Raw genomic sequence first — 25,435 nt, forward strand, 5'->3', positions numbered from 1 at the left:
GAGCTAAATCACTCAAGACAACCCAGGCAACAACCACCACCAAAACACAAAACAACATATGTACAAATGTTGTAAACAACAAATGATCATCTGAACAAGCGAGCTAAATCACTCAAGACAACCCAGGCAACAACCACCACCAAAACACAAAACAACATATGTACAAATGTTGTAAACAACAAATGATCATCTGAACAAGCGAGCTAAATCACTCAAGACAACCCAGGCAACAACCACCACCAAAACACAAAACAACATATGTACAAATGTTGTAAACAACAAATGATCATCTGAACAAACGAGCTAAATCACTCAGACAACCTAAGCATCAGCGACTACCAAAGCACAAAACAACAAATGTATAAATGTTGTAAACAATAAATAATCATATGAATAAATGACCAAAATCACTCAGACAGCCTAAGCATCAGCGACTACCAAGGCACAAAACAACAAATGTACAAATGTTGTAAACAACAAATGATCATGTTCACATATGTAGATAAATAAAAGGGGAGGGGATACTACAAACTTTCAAGCTCAGCTCGATAGCGAGCTAACTTTCGTGCAGAATCAGGACTCAAACAAACACCGCCATCACTCAACTGAATCACGTCTAGCTTTGGCCAGCTCGGAATATGTTGAAGATGAAGACTGCAGCCCGTCATCATTATTAGCAATTGCAGCAGCAGGATCTTCTTCATATCGCTTAACTCTATTCTGATCAAGATAAGATTTTAGCCACCGAATCAACAAAGTGATAAGCTCCAGTGCTCTCATCGTTCACGACGTCGCGGATCAGAAAAAATATCATTACTAGAGTGCTTATAATTTCCAGCCACAAAGTCCAGTATGCTTATTAACCAAATAGGGAGTCTAGACAAAAATTTTGCAGGTATGTTTGCACGAACCTGCGTCCAAAGACCAACAAGAAAACCAATAATTACTACAACAGAACTATCACCAAAGAATGAAACTAAATACCCTTCTATGCTCGAAGCATCTACATCACCAGCATAAACACCAGATGAAAAACCAAAGCACAAAAATGCAATTAATAGAAATCCTCGCATAAAACCTCCTATTATTTAAAAACGCTCGTTATACAGCGCCGACTCAAACTCAAGTAAACATCGTTTATTTTCAGTAATATGTTTATGTGCATCATAAGCACTAGACTTATGCGATACTTCTTTCGCAATACTTACAATGCGCTCTGAAGTCCTAATAACACCACAACTTTCAAACCACTCATCAAGCAAATCGCCAAAACTAGCAGCTTCTGATAAAAGTACTGCACAACGAATACAACCCATATCATTCACTGGTACAAGCTCCGCACACTCCTCCAAACTTCAGACCACCAGGCTTTTACATCAAAGTTCGGACAGGTTTTATGTGAATCCAAATCCCGATGACCACAAACGTCAGCATTCGAGTACTTCGCTTTCCACTCTATTAATACCCGCTCTAAGCTTCGCATCTGCGCATCCGTAAATTGGTCACGACCAATTAGGCATACGCCTAAGCTTGTCGAGTTATAACCTTTTACATGAGCACCTTTCCAGTACTCAGGACGACCATTCTCAACAGTCCCGTCTCGCCGTATAACTTTGTGATAGCCGATTCCAGACCACTTACGTTTCTTATGCCACCGATGAATCTCTTCAGCATCTATATCAGAGTAATTAGGAGAATCAGAGCAATGAACAACAAGCTTAGAAATATCCATAAACACCTCTAGTCACATCGTGAGCGAGGCCAATGATCATGTAGAATCTTTTCAATTCGCTCTAACTGAACCTGAATTGGTGCCATCGCTGTCATCAGCCTTTTCTCCATGGCATCGACAGTTACAAAGCGCTCAGCAGACTTAATTCTCTCATCCACCAAACGATCTGATAGCTTTCCAATCTCCACTGACTGCTTATCAATTACACTATTAACTTTCTTCCAAAAACCACCCAAGAGCGCAGTTAAGATAACAGTCAGTACACCTAAAAAGCTGACAAAAACTCCCATGTCCATAGCCCCACCATCCAAAAAAAACCCAGCATCTGCTGGGCTATTGCTTACAAATTTTCAACACTTCTCATAAAAATCTCTCAACGACTGCAACGCTGAGCTAAAAATCAACTCATCAAACTCAATTCCAATAAAATTACGACTTAAATTGATACAAGCTTTTGCTGTTGATCCAGACCCTAAAAAAGGATCTAAAACTGTCATTCCTGACCTAGAGCTAGCACTAACAATATGCTTCATTAGAGGCAAAGGCTTTTCACAAGGATGTTTACCTGGATAATACTGAACCGAATCAAAATCCCATACGTCAGTGTACGGAACACTGACATCAACAGAAAAAGGACGACGCAAGCTTTCATACTGGCTTCGTAAGAAATCATATTCCTTACGTAAACACATATAATTACGATTCAAATCACCACATTCTTCTATTAATTCAGAGTATTTTCTACTCAAATGATCTTTAAACAACTTTTGCAGTGCTAAATACTGCTCTTCACTTGGTAGCATCCATTGAGACGAGCTAAACCAATGCGAACACATCTGTGTACCAGTCGCATCATTAACCTGCTTACTTGACACACCTGCACTTTTCTTCGCATAACGAAAGTAACTAATCAAAGGCTCAAAGACATTAGCTTTTAAAGAAGAACACTTTCGATCATAACCACTTCTACCTTTAGCAAAACCCTCAGAGTTATAATGCTCTGCAAAAATTATTCGCTCAGTCTGAGTACAATAACGACGCAATGTAGACTTATTATTCTTTTTATGTATGCCATTTTCTTTTCGCCAGACAATATGATTTAAAACATTAAACCTTTGACTTACTAATACTTCAGTATTAGCCGCAAGCTTATCAGAACAAAACACATACAAACTACCTGAAGGCTTTAGCACTCGATAAAACTCAAAAAAAATATCATCAAGCCACGCAAAAAACTCTTCTTTGTCAGACCATTGGTTATCCCAAGATTCCCTCTTTACCTTAAAATACGGCGGATCAGTAGCAATTAAATCCACAGAATTACTTGGTAACTGAGCTAAAACGCGTCTGCAATCATCATTGTATAAAGTAACACCCTCAAAAGGTCTTATAATACTAGTCATATATCCTTCAATATCAGTAACTTATCTGATATGCTCACAAAGCTTTGTCGATAAAGCTTGTGGGCCATGATTGACCTATAACCTCGTTGATAGGTTGATGACTTGCCCGTCGCGGGGGCAGTCGCCCACTTATAAGCCCCAATTAATGCACCAAGAAAGACGCATAAAAAAAGGGCTACAAATTTGCAGCCCTCCAAAAAAATTAAACCGGCTAAATGCCGGTTTATGTAAGAGTCATTAGACAGTACTATAAGTATTTTTAGGTTTCATCGTATTATAGAATTGCTTTACTCCACCTAACACAAATACATTAGACTTAAAATTTTTGACTCTTACATAAAGCCTAATATGGTGGTGCAAAAGAGTCAACACTTTTCTTAAGTCAAAAAGGTAAAGCTAAATTAAAATGCGTTGCACAAGGAGGAATAGCTTTTCGCCAAAATCCGCCATAACTTTCACACGTTACAGATTTGACCGTATCATCATGTTTTACAGAAACAAAACACTTACCTGAAATTTCTTCAACATTAATAGGCACAAAAGAGTCTTTTTCATCACCACTCCAGTGCCAGTAAAGCCCAGGCTCTTGGGGTAGCTCATTTATTTCGGTATCAAAACCACCCAAAACTTCTCTTAGCAAAGTCGGTGCATGCTCTGATCCGTTACCTCCAAGCATCACACAGATAGTAGACAAATCATCAAGAGCCTTATCCATTGCTCTTAACAAAGTTTCATCTCCGTTCTTGCTATCCATAACCACCTCAATCATGACCTATATGTACAAATGATCATTTGTACATATGTTTAAATAAAAAAATCTAATAAATACATAAATGTATAAATGTGTTTTTTTTTAAAACCAAAACATCAAACAAGTAAGCGTAACGCTTTGATATCTGCTCTCTTGATACACCACACTCACGAGAAACCGCCGCCTTACTTATCTTTTTGTTTGTTGAACGAAGCTTTTCAATAGCAGACTTAACTAACTGCTCAGTTTTCTCTGTCCGTGTTCTATGCGTGAAGTATGCCCCTTCAGACTGTGAATTATGCTTTTTATCTTTCTGCGGCAACTTGTCGTAGTTTGAATTAAACTCGAAAACTGCTTTAGCGAATCCACGCGGTGTTGCACTGCGAATATTCTTTGTTTTTGTGCTCTTACCACCAAGTTTTTTATACTGATCGCTATCGCCACCCTGAAAATGAACAGGTTTCTTTTCTGGCATTACAAAACCGCCGCCAGTCCATAAACATGTTTTCTTTGGGTACGCATCTCTACTTACAATATATTCCGGCCAAAGTGGGTGCTCGTCATCCTCAGAAAGATAACCACCATATTCGTATGGATGGAACGTATAATCAGGTTTACCGCAGTATGTACTAAAAGTGCTGACTGGATTTTCAATTAAATATGGAGCGCCAGAGGCTTCAGCAAACTCATGACTCGTTGCAAACAAATCTAACGACAAACTAAGTGCCCTTGGTCCTTTTTTTATGAAATATTTAGCACCACTAACAGCAACATTCGTACATTCAGGAAACGCTGAAACAAAAGCAATACGCTTAGTTATTGATACTGGTAAAGTTAAGCTATTACGTAGATCAGCGCCTATTCTGAATAAATTGGGACGCTCTTTATCTTGAATGCAGCCTGGCGAATGCTGAAGATCAACAACATAGCATTCAAATCCAGCATCTAACCAAGGCTCAACCATAACAGCCGTATAATCAAACAATGAAATAACTACATCCTTTACCATTACATTCTCTCTACAGTGTTTTACTTACAAGCACCCGACCTAATTGGCCTTTCACCTTCACAAATGCATGGCATGGATTACCCAGTTCAGGAGGGTTAATTACTGGTGTAAAGTCTAGCAAGGCTTCAGCTATCAAAATAAATTTATCCAAATCAACACCAAATTTTTCACTTATGGCATCATTAATATCAAAGTCACTCTTATCTAAATAGCTCTCAGGTATATTTAAAACTGATACAGCCAAAACTTTATAATCAAAACTATCCATAATTTTCTTCCCTCATGTCACTATCTATTTTTTCAATAGCATCAAGACATTGCTGCACCTTTTCACCTTTAATCAAAACAACACCAACAATAGGTTTACTATCCTCATTATGGCCAACAACACTAATAACATTGCCATCATGACCGCTTAAGCTCAAAACAATATTATCAAGTGTTTCTTGTGATAACTTTTCAATCTTATTCACTATACGAATCATATAGCACTCCTTTGCGTTAACAGTTTCGAGTATTTTTCATTCCACAAATGATAATAATGAGCATCATTTGGCTTATTATCTAAGTGCCACCGACAAAGCGCCCCCTGAAGAGAATGATTTAAATCAGTTTTATAACCGCAAGTTTTACACCCCATAAACCACATATTTTTTTGCTTATTAAAACAAACGCGAGGAAAACCATTGCAACCCAGGCACTCACGAGCATCATTTACCTTCTCCCAAAAGATACTCGCAAGCATTTCTGATGAATGAGACCCAGCATGCACTCCACAACCATTACATATAACCATATACTTATGACCGCTTGAGTCAATACGAAGCACTGGGTACGAATTGCAATGTATACAGCGAACCTTAATTGAAACAAAAATCATGCTACCTCCTTGTAACTTGCATTAACTTTTTCTACTACTGAACTAACTTCAATTAATGCATCGTTGGCAAGTTCTAAATAAATACCAACCATTTTTTCAAAAATTTTCTTCCACTTTCTTGCATAACTTGTATGAACAAGACCAAGAGCATGACCCAGCTCACGCTGTGAATATTTATGCTTACCACCACTAAGTAATCGATAACGAGCCTCAACTAACGCGTACTGACAAAGTGTTATTGCACGTTGTGTTTCTGTAATTGAATAAAAGAAGTCACTACCAACTGATTTAACAAAGAGAGACCAAATCAATGACTCTATATTGCGTCGTGCTGAATTATCAATTTGATCAGATGGTGCAAACGTATACATACCTATGTCGTAAAGCGGCTTATGTAATCGCTCAATTTTTGACTTAACTTTTGCAAGTTCAGCGCTATAAATCTCTTTAAAATCACATGATGCAGTTGACCGAATGCGAGGCTCAAGCCTCGACTTAGTTATAAAGACATCTTGATAAGCATCATGCCACGCCTGAGCTACTGATCTAAATATCATGTGACACCTAACCAGTAATTAATATAGAAAACAATAAATGTACAAAACAATAAATGTACATTATTTTATTTAAATTCAAGCCCGCCAAATAATTTAATCAAGTACGAATAAAGACCAGAAATCAGACGACTTTGAATCAAAAAACAAGCATTAAATCCACTTTCGCAACTAAAACTTAAATTCTCATCAAATTTAAGGCTCTTCAGTTGGCAATCATTATGTAAGACACAGCTCAAACCATCATATACGATTCCCAGCTTACTTATTTTTTTACCAGCCTTATAGTGAACTAAAGCTTCACCACGGATACTTGCTATATTTTGACCATGAATACGAGCCACACTATTATCGACATCATCTTTTAGCTCAATCTGATCATCTAACTGAATAACTTCAGGAGGACCATCTTTAAACACCCAATCAGAAAAAATTCTTGAAGGATTACTTTTAGTAATAAAGATAAAAACTTTCAAACGACCCATTGCGTTTCGCAACAACGACGAAACTAACTCCGCCTTACGAGCGGTAGATGCATTTATAATCAAAAAACCATTTTCTAAATCAATATAACCATAAACCTTAGAATACTGACTAAAGGCATCAGGCAGTAAACGACAAAGCACATCCTCTTTTATCTTTGCTGTTTCTTTTTTTCCAACATTCCTTTCCTCTCTAGCCTTTATACTTTCAACTTCCTTACTAACTTCATTTTTAATAACTTTTGCTGGTAATACCTTTTCTTGAGTCTGCAAACAAAATAAAACACACCGATTAACAACCCGAATATATGATTCATTTCCAGGCACAGGAGGCACAAACCCATAACTACTATGCTGTTGACTTGTGCATTCCTTAAACTTCTCTTGAGCTAAATTATCACTTAAATTCTCAAGGTTTAGCTCTGAAGACGCGGCTGGATAACTAAAAATATATGCATTCTTAAAAAGCATAATTACCCCCGCACGTTATATTGACTTTGAGAGTTTCCGGCTACAACCATACCTGGCCCCATAGAACCAACATCGAATGAACCTTGAACAGATACAGCTTGCGCTTGAGTCGGGTTAACATATAGCTTTCCATCAAACTCGGTATGACCTAAAGGCCACACATCAATACATAAAACAAATGACCCATTTTGATTAGCAAACGCAGATCCTATCGTTCTATAAATTCCTCGTTGTTGATTGTCATTCTTACGTGTACCAATTCGCACTGAAACTGTGTGCGTAGGTCCAGCAGATTGCTGATTAGAATTAACCTGATTAGCTGGATTATGATTATTAAAATTCTGGTTATACATTGTGCCCCCTACCATGAAAAAAAGTGCACGCCTTTCCGTGCCATCCTCAGATCACACTTACAATTCAGCGACTACCAGCCATACGCTATAACAACAAACGAACGCTAATTAAAACAGTTACTGCAACGCTCTCTTATAGATGCACACTCAACACATGTTGAAATACCAGGCAATAGCAGCCTACGTTTTTCAGGGATTTCATTACCGCAATCCTCACAAATCTCTAATGAATCACCCTCAAATCTTTTACGATTTAACAAAGCAATTTCATTATTAAAATCAGCAATTGCTGAAGCTCTATCCATAGGATCAGCATAATCCATTGAATCAATAGAGATTCCCGCCATAATCACTCCTTTTTTTATTTTTTTAGCCCTAATTACCTAGTAATTTTTAATAAATTTCGCGAAAAACCTGAATAAGTATGACGACTACCACTAACACCTGTGCCTCTGCACACGGCATTTATTTCGCTAATGCATATTTCAATCAAGTCAGTTAGTTCATTAACAAATTGAATAGACACATTTTTATCATCAAGATGATCATAACAGCCGTCCAATGCTGGGGCTGACGAATCAATAACTTCAGAAAATTCTCGAATTAATCCGGAAAGGTTGGCTTTAGCAGATGATGTGCCTGATGTAGAAACAGGAGGTAATGGAATATCTAGGACACCAGCCAACGCCAGTAAATCTTTACGACACAAAATTTGATATTTTTCAGGAAGACACTGAATCCATGACCACTTCCACTTAAGTGGAAAATTCTGCTTACCTCCTAAAATCCTACCAATTTGAATTCCTTTTGATCGCCTCCAACGCTCATAACCATTGGCATCAACAGGAGGATGGTCATCAACTAAGCCTTGCTCAACAAGTGCTGGAACAAAAAGCTCTGATGCAAAACGCTCTACACTCCACGATGACTCCGAAAACCATAACGCTGTATACCCAATAATGATCGCATCTTCCGTTTTCATGTCAGCTCCATTGACTTTATGACATAAGTACATGTAGCAGTTGCAACATTGAAGTTTCTATTATTATCAAAAATGATAATAGAAAACAACACAAAATTTGCAAATGTGATTTTGCAAAAGGTTTCAAAATGCGGGAAAATATATAAATGAAAGAAATATCTATTGGGCCTACACTGAAGCGCATCCGACTTGAACGAGGACTAACACTAAAAGTGTTGTCTAGGCTTACGGATGATAAAATTGAAGCATCCAACATCAGTCGGATAGAAAATGAGAAAACAGGAACAACACTAGATACTCTAACGGTGATTGCTAAAGCGTTAGGCACAACTGCATCTGAAATTGTAAAAGAAGCAGAAGGTGGTCAACAAGTAATAGCAAAACCACAACAGATTACTTACATTCCTGTTTTAAGCTGGTCTCAAATTGATCATTGGAATGAAATAAAATCTAAGGAGATTGATAGCAAAGCCTTTGAGCTATGGCTTGAAGCTCCAAGGGGATCAACATCAAACGCTTATGGCTTAATAGTGACAGGCGACAGTATGCAGGCTATGACTGGTTATTCATTTCACGAAGGTTGTAGTATAGTTGTAGATCCTGACAAACAAGCTGATAATCACTCTTTTGTGATAGCTAAAGTTACAGATAACAGTTATGTTTTTAAACAGCTGGTGATTGATGGTCCATACAGGTATCTAAAGTCACTAAACAACAGCTACAAGACAATTGATGTCACTACTGAAACCTTAATTTTAGGAGTCGTGACAGCTTGGGGTTATGGTTACACAGTAAACAACCTACATCCTATTTGAATATTTGATAGTGAACTAGTTTGTATTTTTGATAAAATAGCATTAAAGTTAATGACGCTAGCGTTTAAAAGCGGGCGTACATTAGAAAATATTAATTTAACTTATTGAACGCAAAAAAAAAGTCAGGCTGGCAACCTGACCATTTTTTGAGTGATACCCCAAGAATAAACCGCTTAGCTTATAAGCTCTTGGCACTCGACAAAACAAATTTTCGTATTTGTATTCTAGGGGTATCGCTCGTTGAACGCAAGCAATAAGTTACAAATGTACTTTGTTACAAAAGTACAAATGTACATTTGTTCATGCGATTCAGGAGGAAAGGCGTGCAGTCTGAGCGTTACCCAGCACTCACATATGATGAGGCAAAAGAATGTCTGAGCTTCATATCTCCCGAGCTTGACTATAAAAACTGGACTCTAGTGGGTAGATCCTTGTACATAGGGTTTGGAGATGATGGATTCAAACTCTTTGATGACTGGTCATCCAGCGGCTCAACTTACAATAAAAAAACTATACAATCACAATGGAAATCTTACCGTAATACTACAGGTGTCACGCTTGGCTCATTAATTTATCTGGCAAAAGAAAATGGCTGGATACCTAATCCACTTCATGACGCAAGCAAAGATATTGATAGAGAAAAACTACACCGTGAGCGCATACGTCGTGAAGAGGAAGCCAAAGCTAGACAAAAGGCTGAGAGTAAGGCTAGAGAGAAAACGTTAGCCAAATCCGAAGCTCAATTCAATAAAATGAAGCCCCTAACAGTGGCTTCAACTTACCTGAAGCGCAAAAAGATTGAAGTTGCTCTTGATCTAATTGAGCTAAAGCAAGGCCAAGATTTCTTTGGCAAGTATACCGCATGGGCTTTATATGACAGCGATAACAAGTTTTGTGGTTTCGAACGCATATATGACACTATTGATAGCGCAGGTAAAACTAAAAAATTACTCGCTAAAAAATCTAAAAGCTCAAAAGGATTCGGCTGCTTAGGTGATTTAAGTAAAGCTAAACATGTTTTTGTTGTTGGTGGTCTGGCAGATGGTATTGCTGCACATATCTCAACGAACGAATGCGTTGTATTTGTTGTTGGTGAAGGAAATATTCCTGGCATTATCACTCAACTGCAAAGCAAATACCCTGAGAAAGAATTCATATCTGCTCCTGACCACGACAAAGCAGGTCTTTACGTCGCTAAACAATCAAAAACCCGCTGGACTGTTCCACAACTAGAAGGTGATGATTGGAACGATGTCTACTGCAAAAAAGGAGCAGAAGAGCTAAAAAAACAGTTAAATAAAATAAATGGCTTTAAAAAGAACTATGTACAACAAGAAAAATTAAATATAAAAATCATTGAAAATACATGCAATTTAATAAAGTCAGCGAAAGGTACAGGGAAAAGCTTTAGCACAGGGAAGTGGGTTAGGTCTAGACCAGACCTGAAAACACTAATAATTAGCTATAGAGTTCCATTATTAGCAAGTCTCGCTGCCGATTTCAAAGCACAGTTTTACCAGGATTTGATAGCCCCAGGCTCAAATAATGAGTTTTTAAGATCAACACAAAGATTAGTCATAACACCAGATAGCTTATGGCGCTTGGCAGGGTCTAAGTGGGATGTTGTATTTATTGATGAGTTTGAGCAAACAGCTCAACACTACATAATATCGGAGATGAGAAGAAAAACATTCAATCTTGATTGCTTAGAAGACATTCTTCGTTCATCTAAAACACAAATATTAGCGGATGCTGACTTATCTGAGCAAACAGAAGACTTTCTAGAGAAAATAGGCATAACAGCAGGTGTTGCTAATATCAACACTCACAAGCCTCGCACTGACTCCACTATGTATGTTTATGACAGTGCCTCTCACCTTGAACAACAAGCTATTACATGGCTATCAAAAGGAGAAAGTTTGTTTATATCCTCAAACTCAAAAAACAAAGTGAATAACTTAGCTGGCCAGTTAAAAAAAATGGGTTGGTCATTTAATAAACAGTTCATAGATATCAGCTCAAAAAACTCACAAGATAAAGACGTTCTTCAATTGATACAAAACATCAATGAACGAGCTCCAGAATTGCAAGCCATTCTTGGCAGCCCATCTATAGGCACGGGCGTTTCAATTGATAAGCATAACTTCACAAAAACGATAGGTATTTTTCGTGGACACATAGGAACAGCAGAACAGGCCCATCAGCAGCTAGCCAGAGCAAGAGGCGTCACTGAATACCACGTATTTTTAGATCCTGCTAGACACCAACTTCCAACTGAGCCAAGTATAATTGAAAGACTTCTTTTAGATGAACCAGATCTTGAAACATGCGAGTTTCTAGGTATTGAAAATGGTCAAGTATGCGTAAAACACAAACTATTTGAATGGCTCTACTGCAAAGTTAAAGCTTTCATGAACTTAAACAAAAATCAATTTAAGCAGCGATTCTTAGAGCAAGCAGAAGCTGAAGGTTATAAAGTAGTTTTCGTAAATAAAAATGAACTTATGGCAGAAATTGGCAAGAACTGTGCTGATGCTGTACGCAAAACAATACATGAAGAGCTAAAAGTAGAGATAGCAGAACAGCCATTACTGACAGAAGAGCAGCTGAAAAATGCACTATATGATGAAAGTGAGTACAAAGATTCAGCAATTATAAAAGCTCAGATTTTCAAATCACTCAACTTAGAGGACTACGATAAAGAAGACAGATCAGAGTTATTAAACGAACTCACATTTGACGAGATGATAAAGCGTAGAGTATCAAAACTCAAAAAATTATCAGTTGCATCATTAACTACAGATGTAACCAAAAAACTTGATATACGTAACCGCAAATTTGCTACATCTCGCGTTGATCTGAAGCACTACAGTAAAAAGAAACAACACTTGGTAAAAATACTTGCTGCAGCAGGTATAGATGAAAAATTAAACTACAACGGTAAAACGTGGACAAATAAAGAGACAAAAGCCCTACGCTCATGGCTACTCAGAAACCGCGAATCACTTTACAAGTACAGCGGCATAGCCGTGTCATTTCAATCATTGAAAACTCCAGTCCGCTGGTTTAATGACTTCATCAGAGGGTTAGGTCTAACAGTTAACTCTGAACAAAAGCGTTCAGGTAAAGACAGGCTTTGGCTATATAGCATTGATGAAGAACAGCTTAAGCTCGTGAGAGAGCTTGTTTCATTAAGAAATAAAGGCATTGAAGCTTACTTAACCTCTGACAAGCCCGAGGTTTATGGAGAGAGGGAGCAGCAACAAAAAAGTGTCACAGAAAGAACTACTGTTTTATATACAAATAACACATCAAATGTGACAAATGATAATGACACGAAAGTTAGTAATAACAAGGCTTGCAAGGTAGTTAACTTATTTGAAGATGAAACAAAAAATCACGACACACTTACAGCTGATGATCTCGTTGTAATGGCAGCAGAATCGGTCGGCGTATCTATTGAGTTTGCATATCAAAACTTGAGTTCAGATGATATAAGAGACATATCTCTTGGCAATTTAACGTTTGAGTTACTTGAGACATACCTACAAATGAAGCAAGAAGAGCATAAAGATGAACAACTGTACTTCTTTGCTTGTTGTTAGCCAGTTGACTTACCTAACAATAAAATATATATTTTGAAATATATATTTTTAAAAGGGGATGGTTTATGCAGATAACAGCATCACAACTACAAAGTCAACACAAAGCCTTAATTGATGCACTTAAGCGCGGTGAACCTGTTGAAATCACATATCATGGTGAGGTTCTAGGAATAGTGCAACCTGCTAAGAAACTAAAACAAAATATAAGCAAAGCTGGTGATAACTTCTTTGGTATGCATAAAGACCTAATGGCTGATAGCAACACTATTGAAGACGAAATACGTCAAATGCGGACAGGCAGAAGGAAACGCTTTGATGATATTTGATACAAGCATCTTGATATATGCATCACGTGGTTATGAGAAAGCCAAAGATTTGATAATTGAGACAGAAAGGCGCGCTATCTCGGCAGTAACATACATGGAGTTCGTTCCTCATTGCCGAAACAAAAGGGAGTTACAGCATTTTGAGAAGATGTTAGAGGCTTTACACTTTACAATTTATGAGATAGATAATCAGATTTCAATAGCCGCTCGAGGTTATACAAAGCAATATGCATTAAGTCATAGTGTTGAAATGGGTGATGCTTTAATTGCTGCTACTGCCATTCGCTATAATGAGACAGTCTCAACTACAAATATAAAGCACTTTAAGCCAATACCTGGATTAAACTTAGACAAGTTTGTAATCTAATAGAAATTAGACTCCAGCCATATTACTGGAGCCTAAGACAAGATGGTACGCACAAGGTGGTAGTTGCAGTTGAGAAAAGAAGGGGTAAACAGGTTTGTTACATAGGCGACAAGGCTGCACCTTCTATATTTCTTTTATGAGTTGACATGCCAGCCATACATAACAAACTAGACTGTTTCGCTTCTGGATTTGTAGATATTTGGTGTCGCATTGCCATTGTCTTATTTGCTGAAAGCAGCCAGCCGACAGGGGTTGTTGGACCTTTTGGAACTAGTTCTAACATTGTCCCAAGCGCATGCGATTTGTTTGCGCAGCGATCAAGGGCAACCAAAGCCTCTTCTGTAGCCCTGACAACAGCATCATTGACCATGCGAGCAGGTATGTTTACGCCCAACCCATTTTGTAAAATGTACGCTATGTTTTCTTTTTCAGATTGTGTTACAGGCATATTTGTTACTTCCTATTTAAATATCCTGATTTAATGTTGCAAGTACTTGCGGCATGTGTTTTATAGCTTTTTTAGCTAAAATTATGTGTAAAACTTTCTTTTTATAATCTTTATTTAAAACAAATATATTAGTTCTATCTGGGTGTTTACCCACAATAATAGTACCTTGCTCAGTCTCATATAATTCTAACTCTGTACCTTTTTCCATCATTTCTTTTGATGTATAGCAGTAACCAAGTATGTCATTATCAAAAGGTAGCTTTTTAGGTAGTTCATTAGCTGGAGTTTTAAAAGCGTATAAAAAAGGCTTATGTATATCTTCTACATCTTTAGCTTGTAACTCTCCGTAAGAGATGAAACCACTATTGAGCTTAATCATTGTGAAGCCGCCATAAGTTTCCTGCGAGCTTCTAATTTGCTTAGGTACTTCGCTAACACGAAATGTATAGAACAGTGAGCCGTACACAATGCCGCCTCGTCGAGCTTTAAAGCTCCAATCTTTCTTGCTTGGCACAAGATAACATTCGTTTTTCTTGCAAAACTGAGCTGGGTGTACAAGAAGATCCCCCCCAGCCCATGACGTAGCTGCCATCGAGACTAGAGCCAACCCCAATATTAAGCGCTTCATCACAACTCCTTTACTTATGTGATGACTAATATTAGCACTAGCGCTTGATTTGTAGTGTGAGAAAGCCCGCACAGTTTTAAGTGGCTGTTTAACTCGACGAGACAAGTATCTTGAGTTGTATTTGTTTTTAACTATTTACCAGCATTAATTAATTCAGCCACATTTTTTATTCTGCAGACTTGATACTCTAGAGACTTAAGCTCTATAGCTTTTAAATCGTCAGGTAATAATTTAATTGCTTTCTTTAAGTTATTTATTACTTCTATATCGTTATCACCAAGCAAAATATAATCTGTTGATACTTCTAGTGCATAAGATAATGCTATAAGTCTATCTAAACTAATACCTACGCCTTTTTTGTAGTTTGCAATTGTGCTTGCGGGAATACCTGTCTTTTTACTTAACGCTCGCTCAGTCAAACCTAGCTTTTTCATTTGACTGTACAATCGACGTCCTCTATCAATATCTACTTCTTTACTTCTCATGTTTATATTTTAATCAATATTAACTTAAAGTGATATGAGCTATTTCTTATAAAAAACTCCATCTCACCAAGTTTTTGTACCTATAAACAGCATGAATACTTGGTCCTACGGTGTATTTTGTGGGACTCTATTGCAAAGTTGACTGTGACGTACTTAACATAGGTATTTGTAACTAACTGTTATTGATATGTATTTATCTATACAGCTAAAGATTAAAGAAATATTTCACCTTAAATACTGTGTAGGTATACAGTATAATGTGCGCCTATTGGCATGGGAGGGAAACCAAATGCACAAGATGCATATAGATATTGAAACAGCTGATGAGGTTAGTGAGCATTTGATGAAAATGCAGTCAATTGTCGAATTAATGCAATCAACACCTGACGACATCACAATTGGTACCGCAAAAGGCTGTTTTGCTGTTTTGCATGAATTGTTAACAAACACAAAAGAAGCACTAGAACCCAGTATTAATTTGTAAGTGCTTCTTACATTTTTTTTTGGGGCCTTGCGGCCCTTTTATTTTTTGTATTCATTAAGTTCAATTGTTTCTATATACTTCTGTATAGTATTCGCATTTAGATTTTTATTATCAATAATACACATTTTTCTTATGTATGACACAGTAATATGTCCTACCTCAACTCCTTGTTTTACTTGACTTTTCAACCATTCGTGAATTTTTTTCCAGTTGGGTGCTCGACGATAGTTTGCTATAACATCGTCATACTGCTCTAGATGATCAAGCAACTTCTTGTCGAATTGTTGTTTTTTGCTTTCATGATCAGCACTTATTAAGTCAATTGTCTCAATAGTATTATCTAGCTCCCAGCCTTCATAGTGGTTTTGAGTTGATTTATCACCCCCTGAATGACCTAGAACTCTACTTCGAAAAGCTGCTTTTGATTCTTTATCTTTTCTAAATTCATGAAATGCCAGTTCAACATATATCGATCTACATGTTCTAAAACTGAATTGTCCATGGCCTAAAATGGCTTTAGTTCGCTGATTAAGTGATGCAGTGAATCTTCGATTTACTGCATCATTATGTTTCAAGTCATTCTTATCGCTATCTTTGACCTTCTTCCTAACTGTACTACCATCAACATCAGTATATACAAGCATTTCCTCACCTGTCATTTTTCTTAGTCTTTTCAATGCCTTAATAACAAGTTCAGGTTTTGTTAGACAAGGTATTTCGTACTCACCCAATGTCTCAAACAAGTAACGATTGTGAGTCTTTAACTGACCATCAAAAAAAAGCGTCTTATCACTGGCTACTCTACACTTCGCAGTCTTCATAATCTCATTTGCTCTTCTGCCCGTCAGCAAAGCCAAACCTATGGCAATATCTGTATAATTAGATTTATTTTGTAATAATTTTTCAGCTATTTTTATTATATTTTCCCCATTTATTTTTATTACATTTTCATGTTTTTCATTTAGCGCTTCTTTAACTTGAGATTTTCTCTTATCAACAGCAATACCTTTAGGCTCGAACAAATAATACAAATGAAACTCAATTCTTAGAGCAAGTAGGTCACTTCTAAAATCACTTTTTGACCTCGATTCAGATTTAAGTATAACAATGTTTTCTCTTAGTGTTTTTAATGGCAGACTGTAATCCAACATATCTGCAATTTCTGGCCTATATCCTTTATATTTGTCAACAAATGTCTTCAATGTTTTATCTATTAGATGATGCTTATACCCTAGTGCTTTTATTGATCTTCTATAGTTGTTCATCAAATTTATGTAGTGATTATGACTAATTTTAGGTTTTACTTTTAGCTCTCCAGATTTTTGATCAACTATCCAGCCCAGCTTTTTATGTTCATCTTTAGCGACTCTCCCACACCTATCAGTAATGTATTTATTCCCTTTCTTTTGTCCCTCTTCGTATATATGTTGGACTGTTTTAACTATATGTTTTGTTCTATCAAAACCATCAGTAATTATCATAAATAATCCTTAATTTATTAATTATAAATGTACACATATAAAAATAATACAACACTACCTTTGTGTCAAGTGTACATATATTAAATATTTTATATCTGTACACATATATAATGTAGCAAGTGTACACATATATATATTAACTGTACACATATTAAATACGCATAACTGTACATATAGTCTAATTAGACTATATGTACAGTTATGCGTATTTAATATGTGTACAGTTATTTAAATATATATATATGTACAGTTATATATTATATATGTGTACAGATAATAATAATTCAAATGATGTATAATATAATAAATAAATATATTATCTTTTTATTATTAAATAATACTTAAAGCCAAGAAAAACAAAACACTTAAACCAATAATAAAAAATAACGCGCAAATAATCATAGGAAACACAAAAATAAATAATGAAATAAATAAACTAAAAAGATAGAAAAGAATGGAAGCTAGAGGTTAAAACGAGCAACAAAGAACATTCAACCAACAAACAAAAAAGCAGTGTTAAGCGAGGAGTTCTAAAGGGAAGAGAAGAGAAGTAACGCGACACAGAATATTAATAATGAACATATTTACATTTGTACATATGTACATTTATACTTAATGACATCTATAAAACAGATGGAGTGAAAAGTGAACAAACCAAAGATAACAGCCATACTCAATCAAAAAGGTGGTTCAGGAAAAACAACTATTGCAACCAATGTTGCAACACAATTATTAACTGAAGGATATAAAGTTTTACTAATAGACTTAGATCCACAACAAAGCGCTACGGATTGGGCCGAACAGGCTGATGAGGACAAAGCAACTGTACCAGTTATAAGAATGGGTAAGAGCCTACACAAACATATACACGAAGTAACTGATAAATATGATCACGTAATCATTGATGGCGCACCCCAAATAGCAGAGCTTTCAGGCGTAGCCATAAGAGTTGCAGACTTAGTAATAATACCATGCCAACCATCACCCTATGATTGCTGGGCGTGCCAACCTGTAGTTGATGTCGTGAAAGCAAGGCAGGACGTAACGGATGGAGTTCCTAAAGCTGGATTTGTTATATCCAGAGCCATCAAACGCACAACCTTAGAAGGTGAAGTTAAAGAGGCCTTAGAGTATTACCAGCTACCAATTCTACATAGCTGCACAACTCAACGTGTAGACTACGCAAAAACAGCCAAACACGGCGGATCTGTTGTAGAACTAGACAAAGAAAACCCTGCACGCCACGAAATAAGAATGCTCACAAAAGAAATACTGGAGTACCTAAATGCTTAAAAAAAGCCAAAACTTCAAAATTGAGGACACAGGAAAAGATAAAGCTATAAAAATAGCAACATCAAACGAAGATCCAGAAATGCCTCTTCGAGTAGAAATACCATACTCCTACCATAAAGCCTTAAAGAAATTAAAAGGCAATGCAGATGAGTATGTAACAATAAAACTACTAATAATTGAATCACTTGAAGATATCTTTAATAAATATATTGACGGCAAAGGCAAATATCCCATGGATGATAACATTACCAACATATTAAGAAGGGAGCTTAAACTGAAATAAACAAAAGTTAAGGCTTAGCAGCCCGAAGGTACCGCTTCGGGCGCTAAAGAACACAAACAGATGGAGGTTATTTGTGCCATAAAAATATAGCAAAGCCCCACAAGCGAAACAACACCATCAAAGAAAAGATAAACCTCAACACACATATGCTAACGAATTACCTTTAACACCTGACCAGTATCAAGGCTAACAGATGCAGTAACTGTCTGCTTAACAATAGCATTAAAAGCATTACGCCCACTAAAAGTAGTAGAAACGATAGCTTTAGGCTGTTCGCTTAAAATCAATCTATACTTTGTTTCAATATGCTCATACGAATCATCATCATGCATACTTTCCTTTATTACACGCTCTAACCCTCTATGCGCCCCACTCCAAGGACTAAACTGAGACTCAAAATTGTCAAAGTTAACATAACCCAAAAGCAATTCAGGATTTTTGATATAATCAGCATGACACCAATCTAGAACCTTAAGCACACCCAACGAGCCATCTTTTGTATAAGACATATGACTCAAACAGGCGTAAAAAACATCTGAAGCAGAATCACTGATACTTCTAAACTGAATGTAATCCCCAACAATCTCATGCCTCTTAGCCTTAGACTCTGACCTATACTCACTAAGTGTTTTATCCATGTAAACAAAACTATGGACATTAAATTCACTTCTATTTGATGCAATAGATCCTGCATGCTTGGTCTTTGGCAATAGCAAAGCAACAAAGATACAAAGCAACAAATAGCTACCACCATAAACTTTCAAAACCCTCTTACGCGTTCGTTCTCCAGACAAAAAAACAAGCGATGGCTTTATCAATCCAGCCAGCAATACAACAAAAAATAGAAGAATCAAAAGGCCACCAAAAACTTCCATATCTCACCCCATTTCCATAATTACTGACAAAAGAGTACAAACAGTCAACTCATGGCGCAAGATGACAGGCAAACATACACATATAAATAAAACAATAAATGATCAAATGTACATTTTTTTAAACAGAGAAGAGAAGAAATATACATCCCCTAACAACTAATTAGCACTAACTGATGTTGTGTATCCACTATTACCCATGCGATGCTCCACACGAACAGCAACATAATTACCAACAAACCCCTCTCGCCAGCCATCTGACAGCACTATAGGGCTTTCAGCTATAACACGAGGGTTTCCAGGAATAGTAATATCAAGCTTCTTACAACCACGCTGCAGCGCAGATAATTCAGACTTAGCCGCAGAACGAGCTTCATTAGCATTCATATAAGTCTTGCGAAGAGTTTTGCCAGGCTTACTTTTATCACCTACAGTTTCACTTATTCTATGAGCCTTATTTTTATCTTGCCAATAAGCAACGACATGACCTATATCAGAACGATCTGCAAGAACCAACCTATAACTAATTACATCAGATCTTTTCAATACAAGTGCTGGCAAATCCTTATTACTAACTGTCTTACTTTGATTTCTATGAGTAAATAATAGGTCGCCAGCCGCTGGCTTAGATATAGCATCATACTCTTTCGCTAATCTCGTCAGAAAATGCAAATCACTTTCATGAGTTTGATCTATATGCTCAATAAACTGCTGCGCCAACTGTATTGCAACTTTTGGCTTCAATTGGTGCTCTCCAGCAATTTTCTTGACAATATCTCCCAACAAAATCCTATCCCAAGACCGAGTTTTACTCGATTTCAAATTGTTTCGAAGATCAGCCCCCCGCCCCCTGATAACAATTTGATCAGGCGGCCCACTCAATTCAGGCTCATCAATAATGAACTCACCAACATACGCCACACCCGTCTCCTGATAACCCAAATAAACCCGAAGATGTACGCCTTTTTTAGGCACGCTCAAAATACCATTAGGATCATCCACGGTTAAAGTTAATGAGTCAGACTGAAAACCCGCCTCATCAGTTACACTTAAATCAGTTAAAAATTTCTCAATGTGATATGTAATATCTTTATCGTCAGCAAAAATATTAAATGTCGGCTGCACGAAGCACCTCAACCTAATCAAATAATGAAACCTTAGATAACACCCGCTTTTTTGTTTTAGTAACGTCTGGTAGTCGCAACATAATACCTGCAGGTAATACAGGACCATAACTAGACAATCCTGGGTTTAAGTCATAAACATCTGGCGCCACATCTGAACGACCATACAACTGACAACATATAGCATCAACTACATCACCGTCTTTCGTCCTGTAATTCATTTGATCTTCTGCCAAAATCATAACGATCGCCATAGAAAATCAAATCAATACTAAAATTCAATTTTCTTGGCACACCATTTTTTAAAAAGACTACAGCGCTTTCACGTATCCCTGTAATGCACCAGAACCCCAAGACATCGCCGAGGCCTGAAACTAATTGCAGAGGCACTCCTTTACCTGCCTCCGCTGCCATAGCATCTATTTGCTTAAGCCCACCCTTATATTCTGGATAAATAACCCCAGCCAAACTTCGCTTAAATTCACCAAAACCGACAAATTGCGGCAACGTATGACCACCTGCGAGCTGCTGAGTAGGCCATTTATAAGACAACTCTCTAGTGAATGACTGATATGCAGCTGTATCAACAGAAAAGCGATAATTACCAAGGGCAAGCATATAACTTGCACTTCGCTCAGTAGGCACCATCTGTTGTGCAAAGTTTTTAGCAAAAGACTCAACATGCTCTTGATAACTAGCCGTCATATAATTCTCCCCGACCTTTTGCCTCAACGTCCCTCATAAGCTTCATAAACTGTTTACGTACTTCATCTGCAACTTCATGAGCATTTAAGCCCTGATTACTTTCAATATTTATATCTAGCTGACCAATAGAAATGCTTACACTTTTTGATGCCTGAGATCCTGACCCTGACACAACGCTAGGAATTGATACTGGCAACTGAACTGAAGATGTAGACTTTCCTTGAACTTGATACTGATTTAATGTTTTTTGATAAGTCTCTGGCAAAGGAACTGGCTCAAGTGCAGGCACAGGTGCAGATATGACGCCTGCTGATACAGCACCTGCAACCGCCACTGCTTTCGACCTCTTCAAGTTATTTACTGAATCACTTTGCTCTATCGACTTACTCGATTTAACAATTTGCTCTAAGTTAGCCTCACCAGCACTATCAGACTCTTCATTATCATCAGAAAATCCAAAGAATGATTTAACTTTACTAACAGCACCATCCAACCAATCAAGTTTACCCCTAATCCAATCAAACGCAGTACCCCACCCTTTAACAATTAATTTTATTGGCGACCACTCAAAAACACTTTTTAATGACTCCCATAATGACAAAGCGCCCTCTTTTACGCTATCCCAGCAACCACTACCTACATCTGCAGCCCAACTAATCAACTTAACCAAATTACCTAAGCCAGCCATCAATAACTTGATTGGAAAAAGCAAAACATTTAGAGCTTCAGCAACAAACTGCCCAAATGACACTCCAGAATTTTTAGCTGATTCAAGTGATTCTGCACTGTATTGAACTGGCTGCAATAAATTTACAAACCAATTCCAGACAGCCTTAATATTTTGCCAAACCCAAGCCAGAGCATCACCAATAGGCGATAAGGCTGCAAATAAAGGAGAAAAACTTTCAATAACAGGATAAATACCTTGAAGAAAACCTTCCCAAAAACCTGTTAAAAAAGCTTTTAATGGCTCAAAATATTTATAAATTAAAACACCAATTACAGCAATTAATGCAACTACAGCGGCCACAATCCAAGTGATTGGATTAGCTAAAAAAGCAGCATTCAAAGACCACTGAGAAACTGTTAATAACCTAAAACGCGAATTCATTAATTCACTGATAGCACTAATCTTCTCCATGCTAAATGCAAAAATAGCAAAAATACTATTTAAACTAGCTGTGACCAAAAGCAAAGGAACGCATGCAGCAGCTATAGCACCAAAAGCGGAAGCTGTTATGGTTAAAACTCTAACCAACTCAGGATGTTCTGCAGCCCACTGCTCAATTCTTCGAATAATTGCGGTTATCCATACAATTGCATTTTTTAATGTCGGCAATAGAGCATCAGCAATAGTTATGTTTAATGACTCAACAGCAGATGCAAACTCTTTCAATCTTCCATTCGCGTTATTACCCATCTTTTTAGCTACTTCAGCTGCACGACCATCAGCACTATTAATAACTTCTAAATATTTTGTGATACCTTTTGCGCCTTCTTGTGATAGCAGCTCAGCCATGCCTGCTGCAGGCTCTTCACCAAAAACACTTTTTAAAACCTGAAGTTTTTCTGCTGATCCCATATTTTCTGTAGCAGCAGCAATATCACCAATCACTTCAACAAGATTACGCATGTCTCCGCTGGAGTCTTTCGCACTAACACCAAGTCTTGAAAGAGTTTTTGCCCCGCTACGAGCTGGTGCAGCTAAGCGAGTAATCATTGCGCGAAGTGTCGTACCTGCTTGTGATCCTTTTATTCCAACATTTCCCAGCAACCCAGCCATAGCTGCTGTTTCTTCCAACCCCATTCCAGCTTGGCGAGCCACAGGAGCAACATATTTCATCGTCTCGCCAAGCATACTGAGATTTGTATTAGCGGTAGTAAAAGTGGCGGTTAATACATCAGATACACGCGACATTTGCTCAGGCTTTAAACCAAAGCCCGACAAAATATCTGAAGCAATATCAGATGCACCACCCAAATCAGTAGCACCAGCCTTTGCCAAGTTTAAGAGCCCAGGCATAGCAGCAATAACCTGATTAGTCTTAAAACCAGCCATTGCTAAAAACTTCATACCCTCAGCCGACTCTGAAGCACTATACGAAGTTTCAGCACCTAACTTACGTGCTGTTTTCGTTAATACTTCAAGCTCACTATCAGATGCGCGAGCAACAGCAGCAACGCCTGACATCTTCTCTTCAAAGTCAGCAGCAACCCGCAACGGACCACCAAGCACTCGATTTATTGATTGGCTAGCCTGCTGAGCACCAAACGCTGCAACTGTAATATTCGCTGAGACCTGCATGCCTCTTTGCATGCGCTCTCTTGCCTGCGAAACCCTGCTCTCTATTTGTGCGATTCTTTCTAATCTTCTAGCTTGAGAGTCTAATTGCTGATTAAGCCTATTCGACTCCTGACGAGCTTGGGACTGATGTGCAGCCAGATTTCTTGTTGATACGCCCGCTCGATTTAACGCTTGACGAAGTTCTTGTAACTGCTGTGTCTCACCAACCTGAGCTTGCTGCAAACGAGTAACATCAGATTTTGCAGACTCAAATTGACGTGATAAAGACCTGCCTTCCCGCTCGGCCTTACGAAATTCAGAGCTTAAACGACTAGCCTCTTCCTGAGCTTGTTTAAATTTATATCTCAAGATATCGCTGGGCTCACCTGCAGCTTCAAGCTCTTGAGCTAAAGTTGCAACCTTACGCTCTGCCGCCAAGAAATCCCTTCGCAAGGACTTAACAGACTCCCCTGAATCTCTCATTTTCAGAGCTAAACTGGCAACGTTACGTTGAGCGCTAGTCAATGCTGCTGATGTACTCGCAGTCTGTCTTTTTAACTGACGAAAAGCATTAAACTGGCTAGCTTGAGCATCCACAGATCTCAAACGCTCTTGAGTTCTCCTGAGCGAATCAACAACTTGACCCGAAGCTCCAGCAATATTTTGGAGTTGGCCGCTCATCCTATTGATTGCTTGAAGCCTAACTGACAAACTCAGTTGATTATTAGAAGACATAAATACTAAACCACACTACATCTGCATTCTTACCTGATTCATTGCTTTAAACCGCTCAACTGCCAACGTATGCCAACGAATAAGCTCTTCAAAATCCCATTCCAGCATCTTGTCTATAGACCAATGAAACACCAAAGCTATATCTGCATAAAGCTCATCTACGCTGTCAGGTGCTTCTGTTTTGTAAAAAAAGTAGCAATCTCTGTCGTCAACTCAAGAAGGTCAGCAGGCTCTAACTCATAAAAATGCTGAGTAGTAAAACCATTAACTGATATGCGCTGAATTAAAGTAGCAGCCGCAGCAGAATCCATCTGTATTACATCTAACAACTTTATCCCACGTAAATCACCTGGCTTCGGCTTACGAAGCGCAATAACTTCTAGGTTATCCTTACCAACAGGTGAATCCAAATAAATAACTTTGTCTGCACTTTTTAATGATAAATTAAAATCTACACCGCTATTTTCCAATTTATTATTATTTTGTACCACATCGCTATCATTGTTTTTTGGTTTATTGTCATCTTTCATAATATAATTAACCACAAAAAATAAATATATAAAAATATAATTTGACGCTTCACAAAAAGAAGAAAAACGCCTCACTTTATTCACCAAATTAAGCCTTTATGGTTTTACTTTTTTGGATTCTTTTATAAGCATTCCACCCAGCAAATTAGAAGCTTCACGGCGCGTCAACTCTATAACCTCACCTTCCTCAACCACTCGACGCTCAAAAGGAAAAGGCTTTAAAGCATCATACTTTACTTTTAGATTTTCCTTTTTACTTTCATCAGATGACTTTTTGCCATCAATATTATTATCTAAATTAAGAGAACCCGCTGATAACACAACATTATCAACATTATTTTTTTTATTCATTT

At 37.5% G+C, this 25,435-nt stretch carries 34 protein-coding genes; 7 read left to right on the forward strand and 27 right to left on the reverse strand.

What is annotated here, in order from left to right; genetic code table 11:
- Positions 1 to 524 precede the first annotated feature (524 nt).
- The 15 genes from ACQ96U_RS25850 to ACQ96U_RS25920 form a co-directional block, all read right to left on the reverse strand.
- Complete coding sequence (locus ACQ96U_RS25850) at positions 525 to 704, reverse strand: hypothetical protein (protein ID WP_431724172.1); 180 nt, start codon at positions 702 to 704, stop codon at positions 525 to 527.
- A 72-nt stretch (positions 705 to 776) separates the two neighbouring features.
- On the reverse strand, positions 777 to 1,073 hold the full coding sequence (locus ACQ96U_RS25855; RefSeq protein WP_431724173.1) for a hypothetical protein: 297 nt from the start codon (positions 1,071 to 1,073) through the stop codon (positions 777 to 779).
- 15 nt (positions 1,074 to 1,088) lie between these two features.
- Positions 1,089 to 1,325 (reverse strand): hypothetical protein, encoded by a 237-nt coding sequence (locus tag ACQ96U_RS25860; RefSeq protein WP_431724174.1) that lies wholly within the window; start codon positions 1,323 to 1,325, stop codon positions 1,089 to 1,091.
- Positions 1,322 to 1,732 carry an N-acetylmuramoyl-L-alanine amidase gene (locus ACQ96U_RS25865; RefSeq protein WP_431724175.1) on the reverse strand — a complete coding sequence of 137 codons (411 nt, stop codon included), beginning with the start codon at positions 1,730 to 1,732 and terminating at the stop codon, positions 1,322 to 1,324. The genes ACQ96U_RS25860 and ACQ96U_RS25865 overlap by 4 nt, the downstream gene beginning before the upstream one ends.
- A gap of 8 nt (positions 1,733 to 1,740) precedes the next feature.
- Positions 1,741 to 2,028, reverse strand: a complete 288-nt coding sequence (locus ACQ96U_RS25870; protein WP_431724176.1) for a hypothetical protein — start codon at positions 2,026 to 2,028, stop codon at positions 1,741 to 1,743.
- Between the two features lie 54 nt (positions 2,029 to 2,082).
- On the reverse strand, positions 2,083 to 3,135 hold the full coding sequence (locus ACQ96U_RS25875; protein ID WP_431724177.1) for a DNA-methyltransferase: 1,053 nt from the start codon (positions 3,133 to 3,135) through the stop codon (positions 2,083 to 2,085).
- Positions 3,136 to 3,517: 382 nt separating this feature from the next.
- A complete protein-coding gene (locus ACQ96U_RS25880) occupies positions 3,518 to 3,889 on the reverse strand; it encodes a hypothetical protein (RefSeq protein ID WP_431724178.1) in 372 nt (123 codons plus the stop codon).
- A 64-nt stretch (positions 3,890 to 3,953) separates the two neighbouring features.
- A complete protein-coding gene (locus ACQ96U_RS25885; protein WP_431724179.1) occupies positions 3,954 to 4,895 on the reverse strand; it encodes a hypothetical protein in 942 nt (313 codons plus the stop codon).
- Positions 4,896 to 4,905: 10 nt separating this feature from the next.
- Complete coding sequence (locus tag ACQ96U_RS25890) at positions 4,906 to 5,163, reverse strand: hypothetical protein (protein WP_431724180.1); 258 nt, start codon at positions 5,161 to 5,163, stop codon at positions 4,906 to 4,908.
- Positions 5,156 to 5,380 (reverse strand): hypothetical protein, encoded by a 225-nt coding sequence (locus tag ACQ96U_RS25895; protein ID WP_431724181.1) that lies wholly within the window; start codon positions 5,378 to 5,380, stop codon positions 5,156 to 5,158. The genes ACQ96U_RS25890 and ACQ96U_RS25895 overlap by 8 nt, the downstream gene beginning before the upstream one ends.
- 391 nt (positions 5,381 to 5,771) lie before the next feature.
- Complete coding sequence (locus ACQ96U_RS25900) at positions 5,772 to 6,332, reverse strand: hypothetical protein (protein ID WP_431724182.1); 561 nt, start codon at positions 6,330 to 6,332, stop codon at positions 5,772 to 5,774.
- Between the two features lie 65 nt (positions 6,333 to 6,397).
- Entirely contained in the window at positions 6,398 to 7,282 is an 885-nt protein-coding gene (locus ACQ96U_RS25905; protein WP_431724183.1) for a recombination-associated protein RdgC, read from the reverse strand.
- 2 nt (positions 7,283 to 7,284) lie between these two features.
- On the reverse strand, positions 7,285 to 7,635 hold the full coding sequence (locus tag ACQ96U_RS25910; protein ID WP_431724184.1) for a hypothetical protein: 351 nt from the start codon (positions 7,633 to 7,635) through the stop codon (positions 7,285 to 7,287).
- Between the two features lie 104 nt (positions 7,636 to 7,739).
- Complete coding sequence (locus ACQ96U_RS25915; protein WP_431724185.1) at positions 7,740 to 7,982, reverse strand: TraR/DksA family transcriptional regulator; 243 nt, start codon at positions 7,980 to 7,982, stop codon at positions 7,740 to 7,742.
- Positions 7,983 to 8,014: 32 nt separating this feature from the next.
- The gene (locus tag ACQ96U_RS25920) at positions 8,015 to 8,617 is read right to left on the reverse strand and encodes a hypothetical protein (RefSeq protein ID WP_431724186.1); all 603 of its coding nucleotides are present in this window, start codon (positions 8,615 to 8,617) and stop codon (positions 8,015 to 8,017) included.
- A gap of 146 nt (positions 8,618 to 8,763) precedes the next feature.
- On the opposite strand from ACQ96U_RS25920, the gene ACQ96U_RS25925 reads away from it, so the two are divergent.
- The 4 genes from ACQ96U_RS25925 (at position 8,764) to ACQ96U_RS25940 (ending at position 13,730) form a co-directional block, all read left to right on the forward strand.
- Complete coding sequence (locus ACQ96U_RS25925) at positions 8,764 to 9,432, forward strand: helix-turn-helix domain-containing protein (RefSeq protein WP_431724187.1); 669 nt, start codon at positions 8,764 to 8,766, stop codon at positions 9,430 to 9,432.
- Positions 9,433 to 9,755: 323 nt separating this feature from the next.
- On the forward strand, positions 9,756 to 13,037 hold the full coding sequence (locus ACQ96U_RS25930; RefSeq protein WP_431724188.1) for a plasmid replication protein, CyRepA1 family: 3,282 nt from the start codon (positions 9,756 to 9,758) through the stop codon (positions 13,035 to 13,037).
- Positions 13,038 to 13,102: 65 nt separating this feature from the next.
- Positions 13,103 to 13,363, forward strand: a complete 261-nt coding sequence (locus tag ACQ96U_RS25935) for a hypothetical protein (protein ID WP_431724189.1) — start codon at positions 13,103 to 13,105, stop codon at positions 13,361 to 13,363.
- Entirely contained in the window at positions 13,353 to 13,730 is a 378-nt protein-coding gene (locus ACQ96U_RS25940) for a type II toxin-antitoxin system VapC family toxin (RefSeq protein WP_431724190.1), read from the forward strand. The genes ACQ96U_RS25935 and ACQ96U_RS25940 overlap by 11 nt, the downstream gene beginning before the upstream one ends.
- A 97-nt stretch (positions 13,731 to 13,827) precedes the next feature.
- Here the strand turns inward: ACQ96U_RS25940 and ACQ96U_RS25945 are convergent, their stop codons facing one another.
- The 3 genes from ACQ96U_RS25945 to ACQ96U_RS25955 all read right to left on the reverse strand — a co-directional run bounded on the left by ACQ96U_RS25945 (position 13,828) and on the right by ACQ96U_RS25955 (position 15,291).
- Positions 13,828 to 14,178, reverse strand: a complete 351-nt coding sequence (locus ACQ96U_RS25945) for a hypothetical protein (RefSeq protein ID WP_431724191.1) — start codon at positions 14,176 to 14,178, stop codon at positions 13,828 to 13,830.
- Positions 14,179 to 14,194: 16 nt separating this feature from the next.
- Entirely contained in the window at positions 14,195 to 14,806 is a 612-nt protein-coding gene (locus ACQ96U_RS25950; RefSeq protein ID WP_431724192.1) for a hypothetical protein, read from the reverse strand.
- A 131-nt stretch (positions 14,807 to 14,937) separates the two neighbouring features.
- On the reverse strand, positions 14,938 to 15,291 hold the full coding sequence (locus tag ACQ96U_RS25955; protein WP_431724193.1) for a helix-turn-helix domain-containing protein: 354 nt from the start codon (positions 15,289 to 15,291) through the stop codon (positions 14,938 to 14,940).
- A gap of 289 nt (positions 15,292 to 15,580) precedes the next feature.
- Between ACQ96U_RS25955 and ACQ96U_RS25960 the strand changes: the two genes are divergently transcribed.
- Positions 15,581 to 15,775, forward strand: coding sequence for a hypothetical protein (locus ACQ96U_RS25960; RefSeq protein WP_431724194.1), 195 nt, complete (start codon positions 15,581 to 15,583; stop codon positions 15,773 to 15,775).
- A gap of 38 nt (positions 15,776 to 15,813) precedes the next feature.
- Here the strand turns inward: ACQ96U_RS25960 and ACQ96U_RS25965 are convergent, their stop codons facing one another.
- On the reverse strand, positions 15,814 to 17,256 hold the full coding sequence (locus ACQ96U_RS25965; protein WP_431724195.1) for a protelomerase family protein: 1,443 nt from the start codon (positions 17,254 to 17,256) through the stop codon (positions 15,814 to 15,816).
- Between the two features lie 645 nt (positions 17,257 to 17,901).
- Between ACQ96U_RS25965 and parA the strand changes: the two genes are divergently transcribed.
- Together parA and ACQ96U_RS25975 are read left to right on the forward strand one after the other, a co-directional pair.
- On the forward strand, positions 17,902 to 18,549 hold the full coding sequence (gene parA / locus ACQ96U_RS25970) for a ParA family partition ATPase (RefSeq protein WP_431724196.1): 648 nt from the start codon (positions 17,902 to 17,904) through the stop codon (positions 18,547 to 18,549).
- Positions 18,542 to 18,832: a hypothetical protein gene (locus ACQ96U_RS25975; protein ID WP_431724197.1), complete on the forward strand. Its 291-nt coding sequence runs from the start codon at positions 18,542 to 18,544 to the stop codon at positions 18,830 to 18,832. Before parA ends, ACQ96U_RS25975 begins: the two co-directional genes overlap by 8 nt.
- 149 nt (positions 18,833 to 18,981) lie before the next feature.
- Here ACQ96U_RS25975 and ACQ96U_RS25980 read toward each other — a convergent pair whose 3' ends face one another.
- The 8 genes from ACQ96U_RS25980 to ACQ96U_RS26015 form a co-directional block, all read right to left on the reverse strand.
- Positions 18,982 to 19,707, reverse strand: a complete 726-nt coding sequence (locus ACQ96U_RS25980) for a hypothetical protein (protein WP_431724198.1) — start codon at positions 19,705 to 19,707, stop codon at positions 18,982 to 18,984.
- Between the two features lie 156 nt (positions 19,708 to 19,863).
- On the reverse strand, positions 19,864 to 20,829 hold the full coding sequence (locus tag ACQ96U_RS25985) for a contractile injection system protein, VgrG/Pvc8 family (protein WP_431724199.1): 966 nt from the start codon (positions 20,827 to 20,829) through the stop codon (positions 19,864 to 19,866).
- Between the two features lie 13 nt (positions 20,830 to 20,842).
- Entirely contained in the window at positions 20,843 to 21,049 is a 207-nt protein-coding gene (locus ACQ96U_RS25990; protein ID WP_431724200.1) for a tail protein X, read from the reverse strand.
- A complete protein-coding gene (locus ACQ96U_RS25995; protein WP_431724201.1) occupies positions 21,024 to 21,533 on the reverse strand; it encodes a phage tail protein in 510 nt (169 codons plus the stop codon). The genes ACQ96U_RS25990 and ACQ96U_RS25995 overlap by 26 nt, the downstream gene beginning before the upstream one ends.
- A complete protein-coding gene (locus tag ACQ96U_RS26000) occupies positions 21,523 to 24,498 on the reverse strand; it encodes a phage tail tape measure protein (RefSeq protein WP_431724202.1) in 2,976 nt (991 codons plus the stop codon). Before ACQ96U_RS26000 ends, ACQ96U_RS25995 begins: the two co-directional genes overlap by 11 nt.
- Before the next feature lie 69 nt (positions 24,499 to 24,567).
- Positions 24,568 to 24,687, reverse strand: coding sequence for a GpE family phage tail protein (locus tag ACQ96U_RS26005; RefSeq protein ID WP_431724203.1), 120 nt, complete (start codon positions 24,685 to 24,687; stop codon positions 24,568 to 24,570).
- Between the two features lie 23 nt (positions 24,688 to 24,710).
- The gene (locus ACQ96U_RS26010; RefSeq protein WP_431724204.1) at positions 24,711 to 25,166 is read right to left on the reverse strand and encodes a phage tail assembly protein; all 456 of its coding nucleotides are present in this window, start codon (positions 25,164 to 25,166) and stop codon (positions 24,711 to 24,713) included.
- Between the two features lie 12 nt (positions 25,167 to 25,178).
- Positions 25,179 to 25,433 (reverse strand): hypothetical protein, encoded by a 255-nt coding sequence (locus ACQ96U_RS26015; protein WP_431724205.1) that lies wholly within the window; start codon positions 25,431 to 25,433, stop codon positions 25,179 to 25,181.
- Positions 25,434 to 25,435: the final 2 nt, after the last annotated feature.

The sequence above is a fragment of the Zooshikella sp. RANM57 genome (assembly GCF_050749885.1).
Classification (GTDB): domain Bacteria; phylum Pseudomonadota; class Gammaproteobacteria; order Pseudomonadales; family Zooshikellaceae; genus Zooshikella.

Coding starts and splice junctions, on each gene's coding strand:
- ACQ96U_RS25850 (WP_431724172.1), bottom strand. CDS start 704: ATGAAGAAGATCCTGCTGCTGCAATTGCTAATAATGATGACGGGCTGC.
- ACQ96U_RS25855 (WP_431724173.1), bottom strand. CDS start 1,073: ATGCGAGGATTTCTATTAATTGCATTTTTGTGCTTTGGTTTTTCATCT.
- ACQ96U_RS25865 (WP_431724175.1), bottom strand. CDS start 1,732: ATGGATATTTCTAAGCTTGTTGTTCATTGCTCTGATTCTCCTAATTAC.
- ACQ96U_RS25870 (WP_431724176.1), bottom strand. CDS start 2,028: ATGGACATGGGAGTTTTTGTCAGCTTTTTAGGTGTACTGACTGTTATC.
- ACQ96U_RS25875 (WP_431724177.1), bottom strand. CDS start 3,135: ATGACTAGTATTATAAGACCTTTTGAGGGTGTTACTTTATACAATGAT.
- ACQ96U_RS25880 (WP_431724178.1), bottom strand. CDS start 3,889: ATGGATAGCAAGAACGGAGATGAAACTTTGTTAAGAGCAATGGATAAG.
- ACQ96U_RS25885 (WP_431724179.1), bottom strand. CDS start 4,895: ATGGTAAAGGATGTAGTTATTTCATTGTTTGATTATACGGCTGTTATG.
- ACQ96U_RS25890 (WP_431724180.1), bottom strand. CDS start 5,163: ATGGATAGTTTTGATTATAAAGTTTTGGCTGTATCAGTTTTAAATATA.
- ACQ96U_RS25895 (WP_431724181.1), bottom strand. CDS start 5,380: ATGATTCGTATAGTGAATAAGATTGAAAAGTTATCACAAGAAACACTT.
- ACQ96U_RS25900 (WP_431724182.1), bottom strand. CDS start 6,332: ATGATATTTAGATCAGTAGCTCAGGCGTGGCATGATGCTTATCAAGAT.
- ACQ96U_RS25905 (WP_431724183.1), bottom strand. CDS start 7,282: ATGCTTTTTAAGAATGCATATATTTTTAGTTATCCAGCCGCGTCTTCA.
- ACQ96U_RS25910 (WP_431724184.1), bottom strand. CDS start 7,635: ATGTATAACCAGAATTTTAATAATCATAATCCAGCTAATCAGGTTAAT.
- ACQ96U_RS25915 (WP_431724185.1), bottom strand. CDS start 7,982: ATGGCGGGAATCTCTATTGATTCAATGGATTATGCTGATCCTATGGAT.
- ACQ96U_RS25920 (WP_431724186.1), bottom strand. CDS start 8,617: ATGAAAACGGAAGATGCGATCATTATTGGGTATACAGCGTTATGGTTT.
- ACQ96U_RS25925 (WP_431724187.1), top strand. CDS start 8,764: ATGAAAGAAATATCTATTGGGCCTACACTGAAGCGCATCCGACTTGAA.
- ACQ96U_RS25935 (WP_431724189.1), top strand. CDS start 13,103: ATGCAGATAACAGCATCACAACTACAAAGTCAACACAAAGCCTTAATT.
- ACQ96U_RS25940 (WP_431724190.1), top strand. CDS start 13,353: ATGATATTTGATACAAGCATCTTGATATATGCATCACGTGGTTATGAG.
- ACQ96U_RS25945 (WP_431724191.1), bottom strand. CDS start 14,178: ATGCCTGTAACACAATCTGAAAAAGAAAACATAGCGTACATTTTACAA.
- ACQ96U_RS25950 (WP_431724192.1), bottom strand. CDS start 14,806: ATGAAGCGCTTAATATTGGGGTTGGCTCTAGTCTCGATGGCAGCTACG.
- ACQ96U_RS25955 (WP_431724193.1), bottom strand. CDS start 15,291: ATGAGAAGTAAAGAAGTAGATATTGATAGAGGACGTCGATTGTACAGT.
- ACQ96U_RS25960 (WP_431724194.1), top strand. CDS start 15,581: ATGCACAAGATGCATATAGATATTGAAACAGCTGATGAGGTTAGTGAG.
- ACQ96U_RS25965 (WP_431724195.1), bottom strand. CDS start 17,256: ATGATAATTACTGATGGTTTTGATAGAACAAAACATATAGTTAAAACA.
- ACQ96U_RS25975 (WP_431724197.1), top strand. CDS start 18,542: ATGCTTAAAAAAAGCCAAAACTTCAAAATTGAGGACACAGGAAAAGAT.
- ACQ96U_RS25980 (WP_431724198.1), bottom strand. CDS start 19,707: ATGGAAGTTTTTGGTGGCCTTTTGATTCTTCTATTTTTTGTTGTATTG.
- ACQ96U_RS25990 (WP_431724200.1), bottom strand. CDS start 21,049: ATGAATTACAGGACGAAAGACGGTGATGTAGTTGATGCTATATGTTGT.
- ACQ96U_RS25995 (WP_431724201.1), bottom strand. CDS start 21,533: ATGACGGCTAGTTATCAAGAGCATGTTGAGTCTTTTGCTAAAAACTTT.
- ACQ96U_RS26000 (WP_431724202.1), bottom strand. CDS start 24,498: ATGAGCGGCCAACTCCAAAATATTGCTGGAGCTTCGGGTCAAGTTGTT.
- ACQ96U_RS26015 (WP_431724205.1), bottom strand. CDS start 25,433: ATGAATAAAAAAAATAATGTTGATAATGTTGTGTTATCAGCGGGTTCT.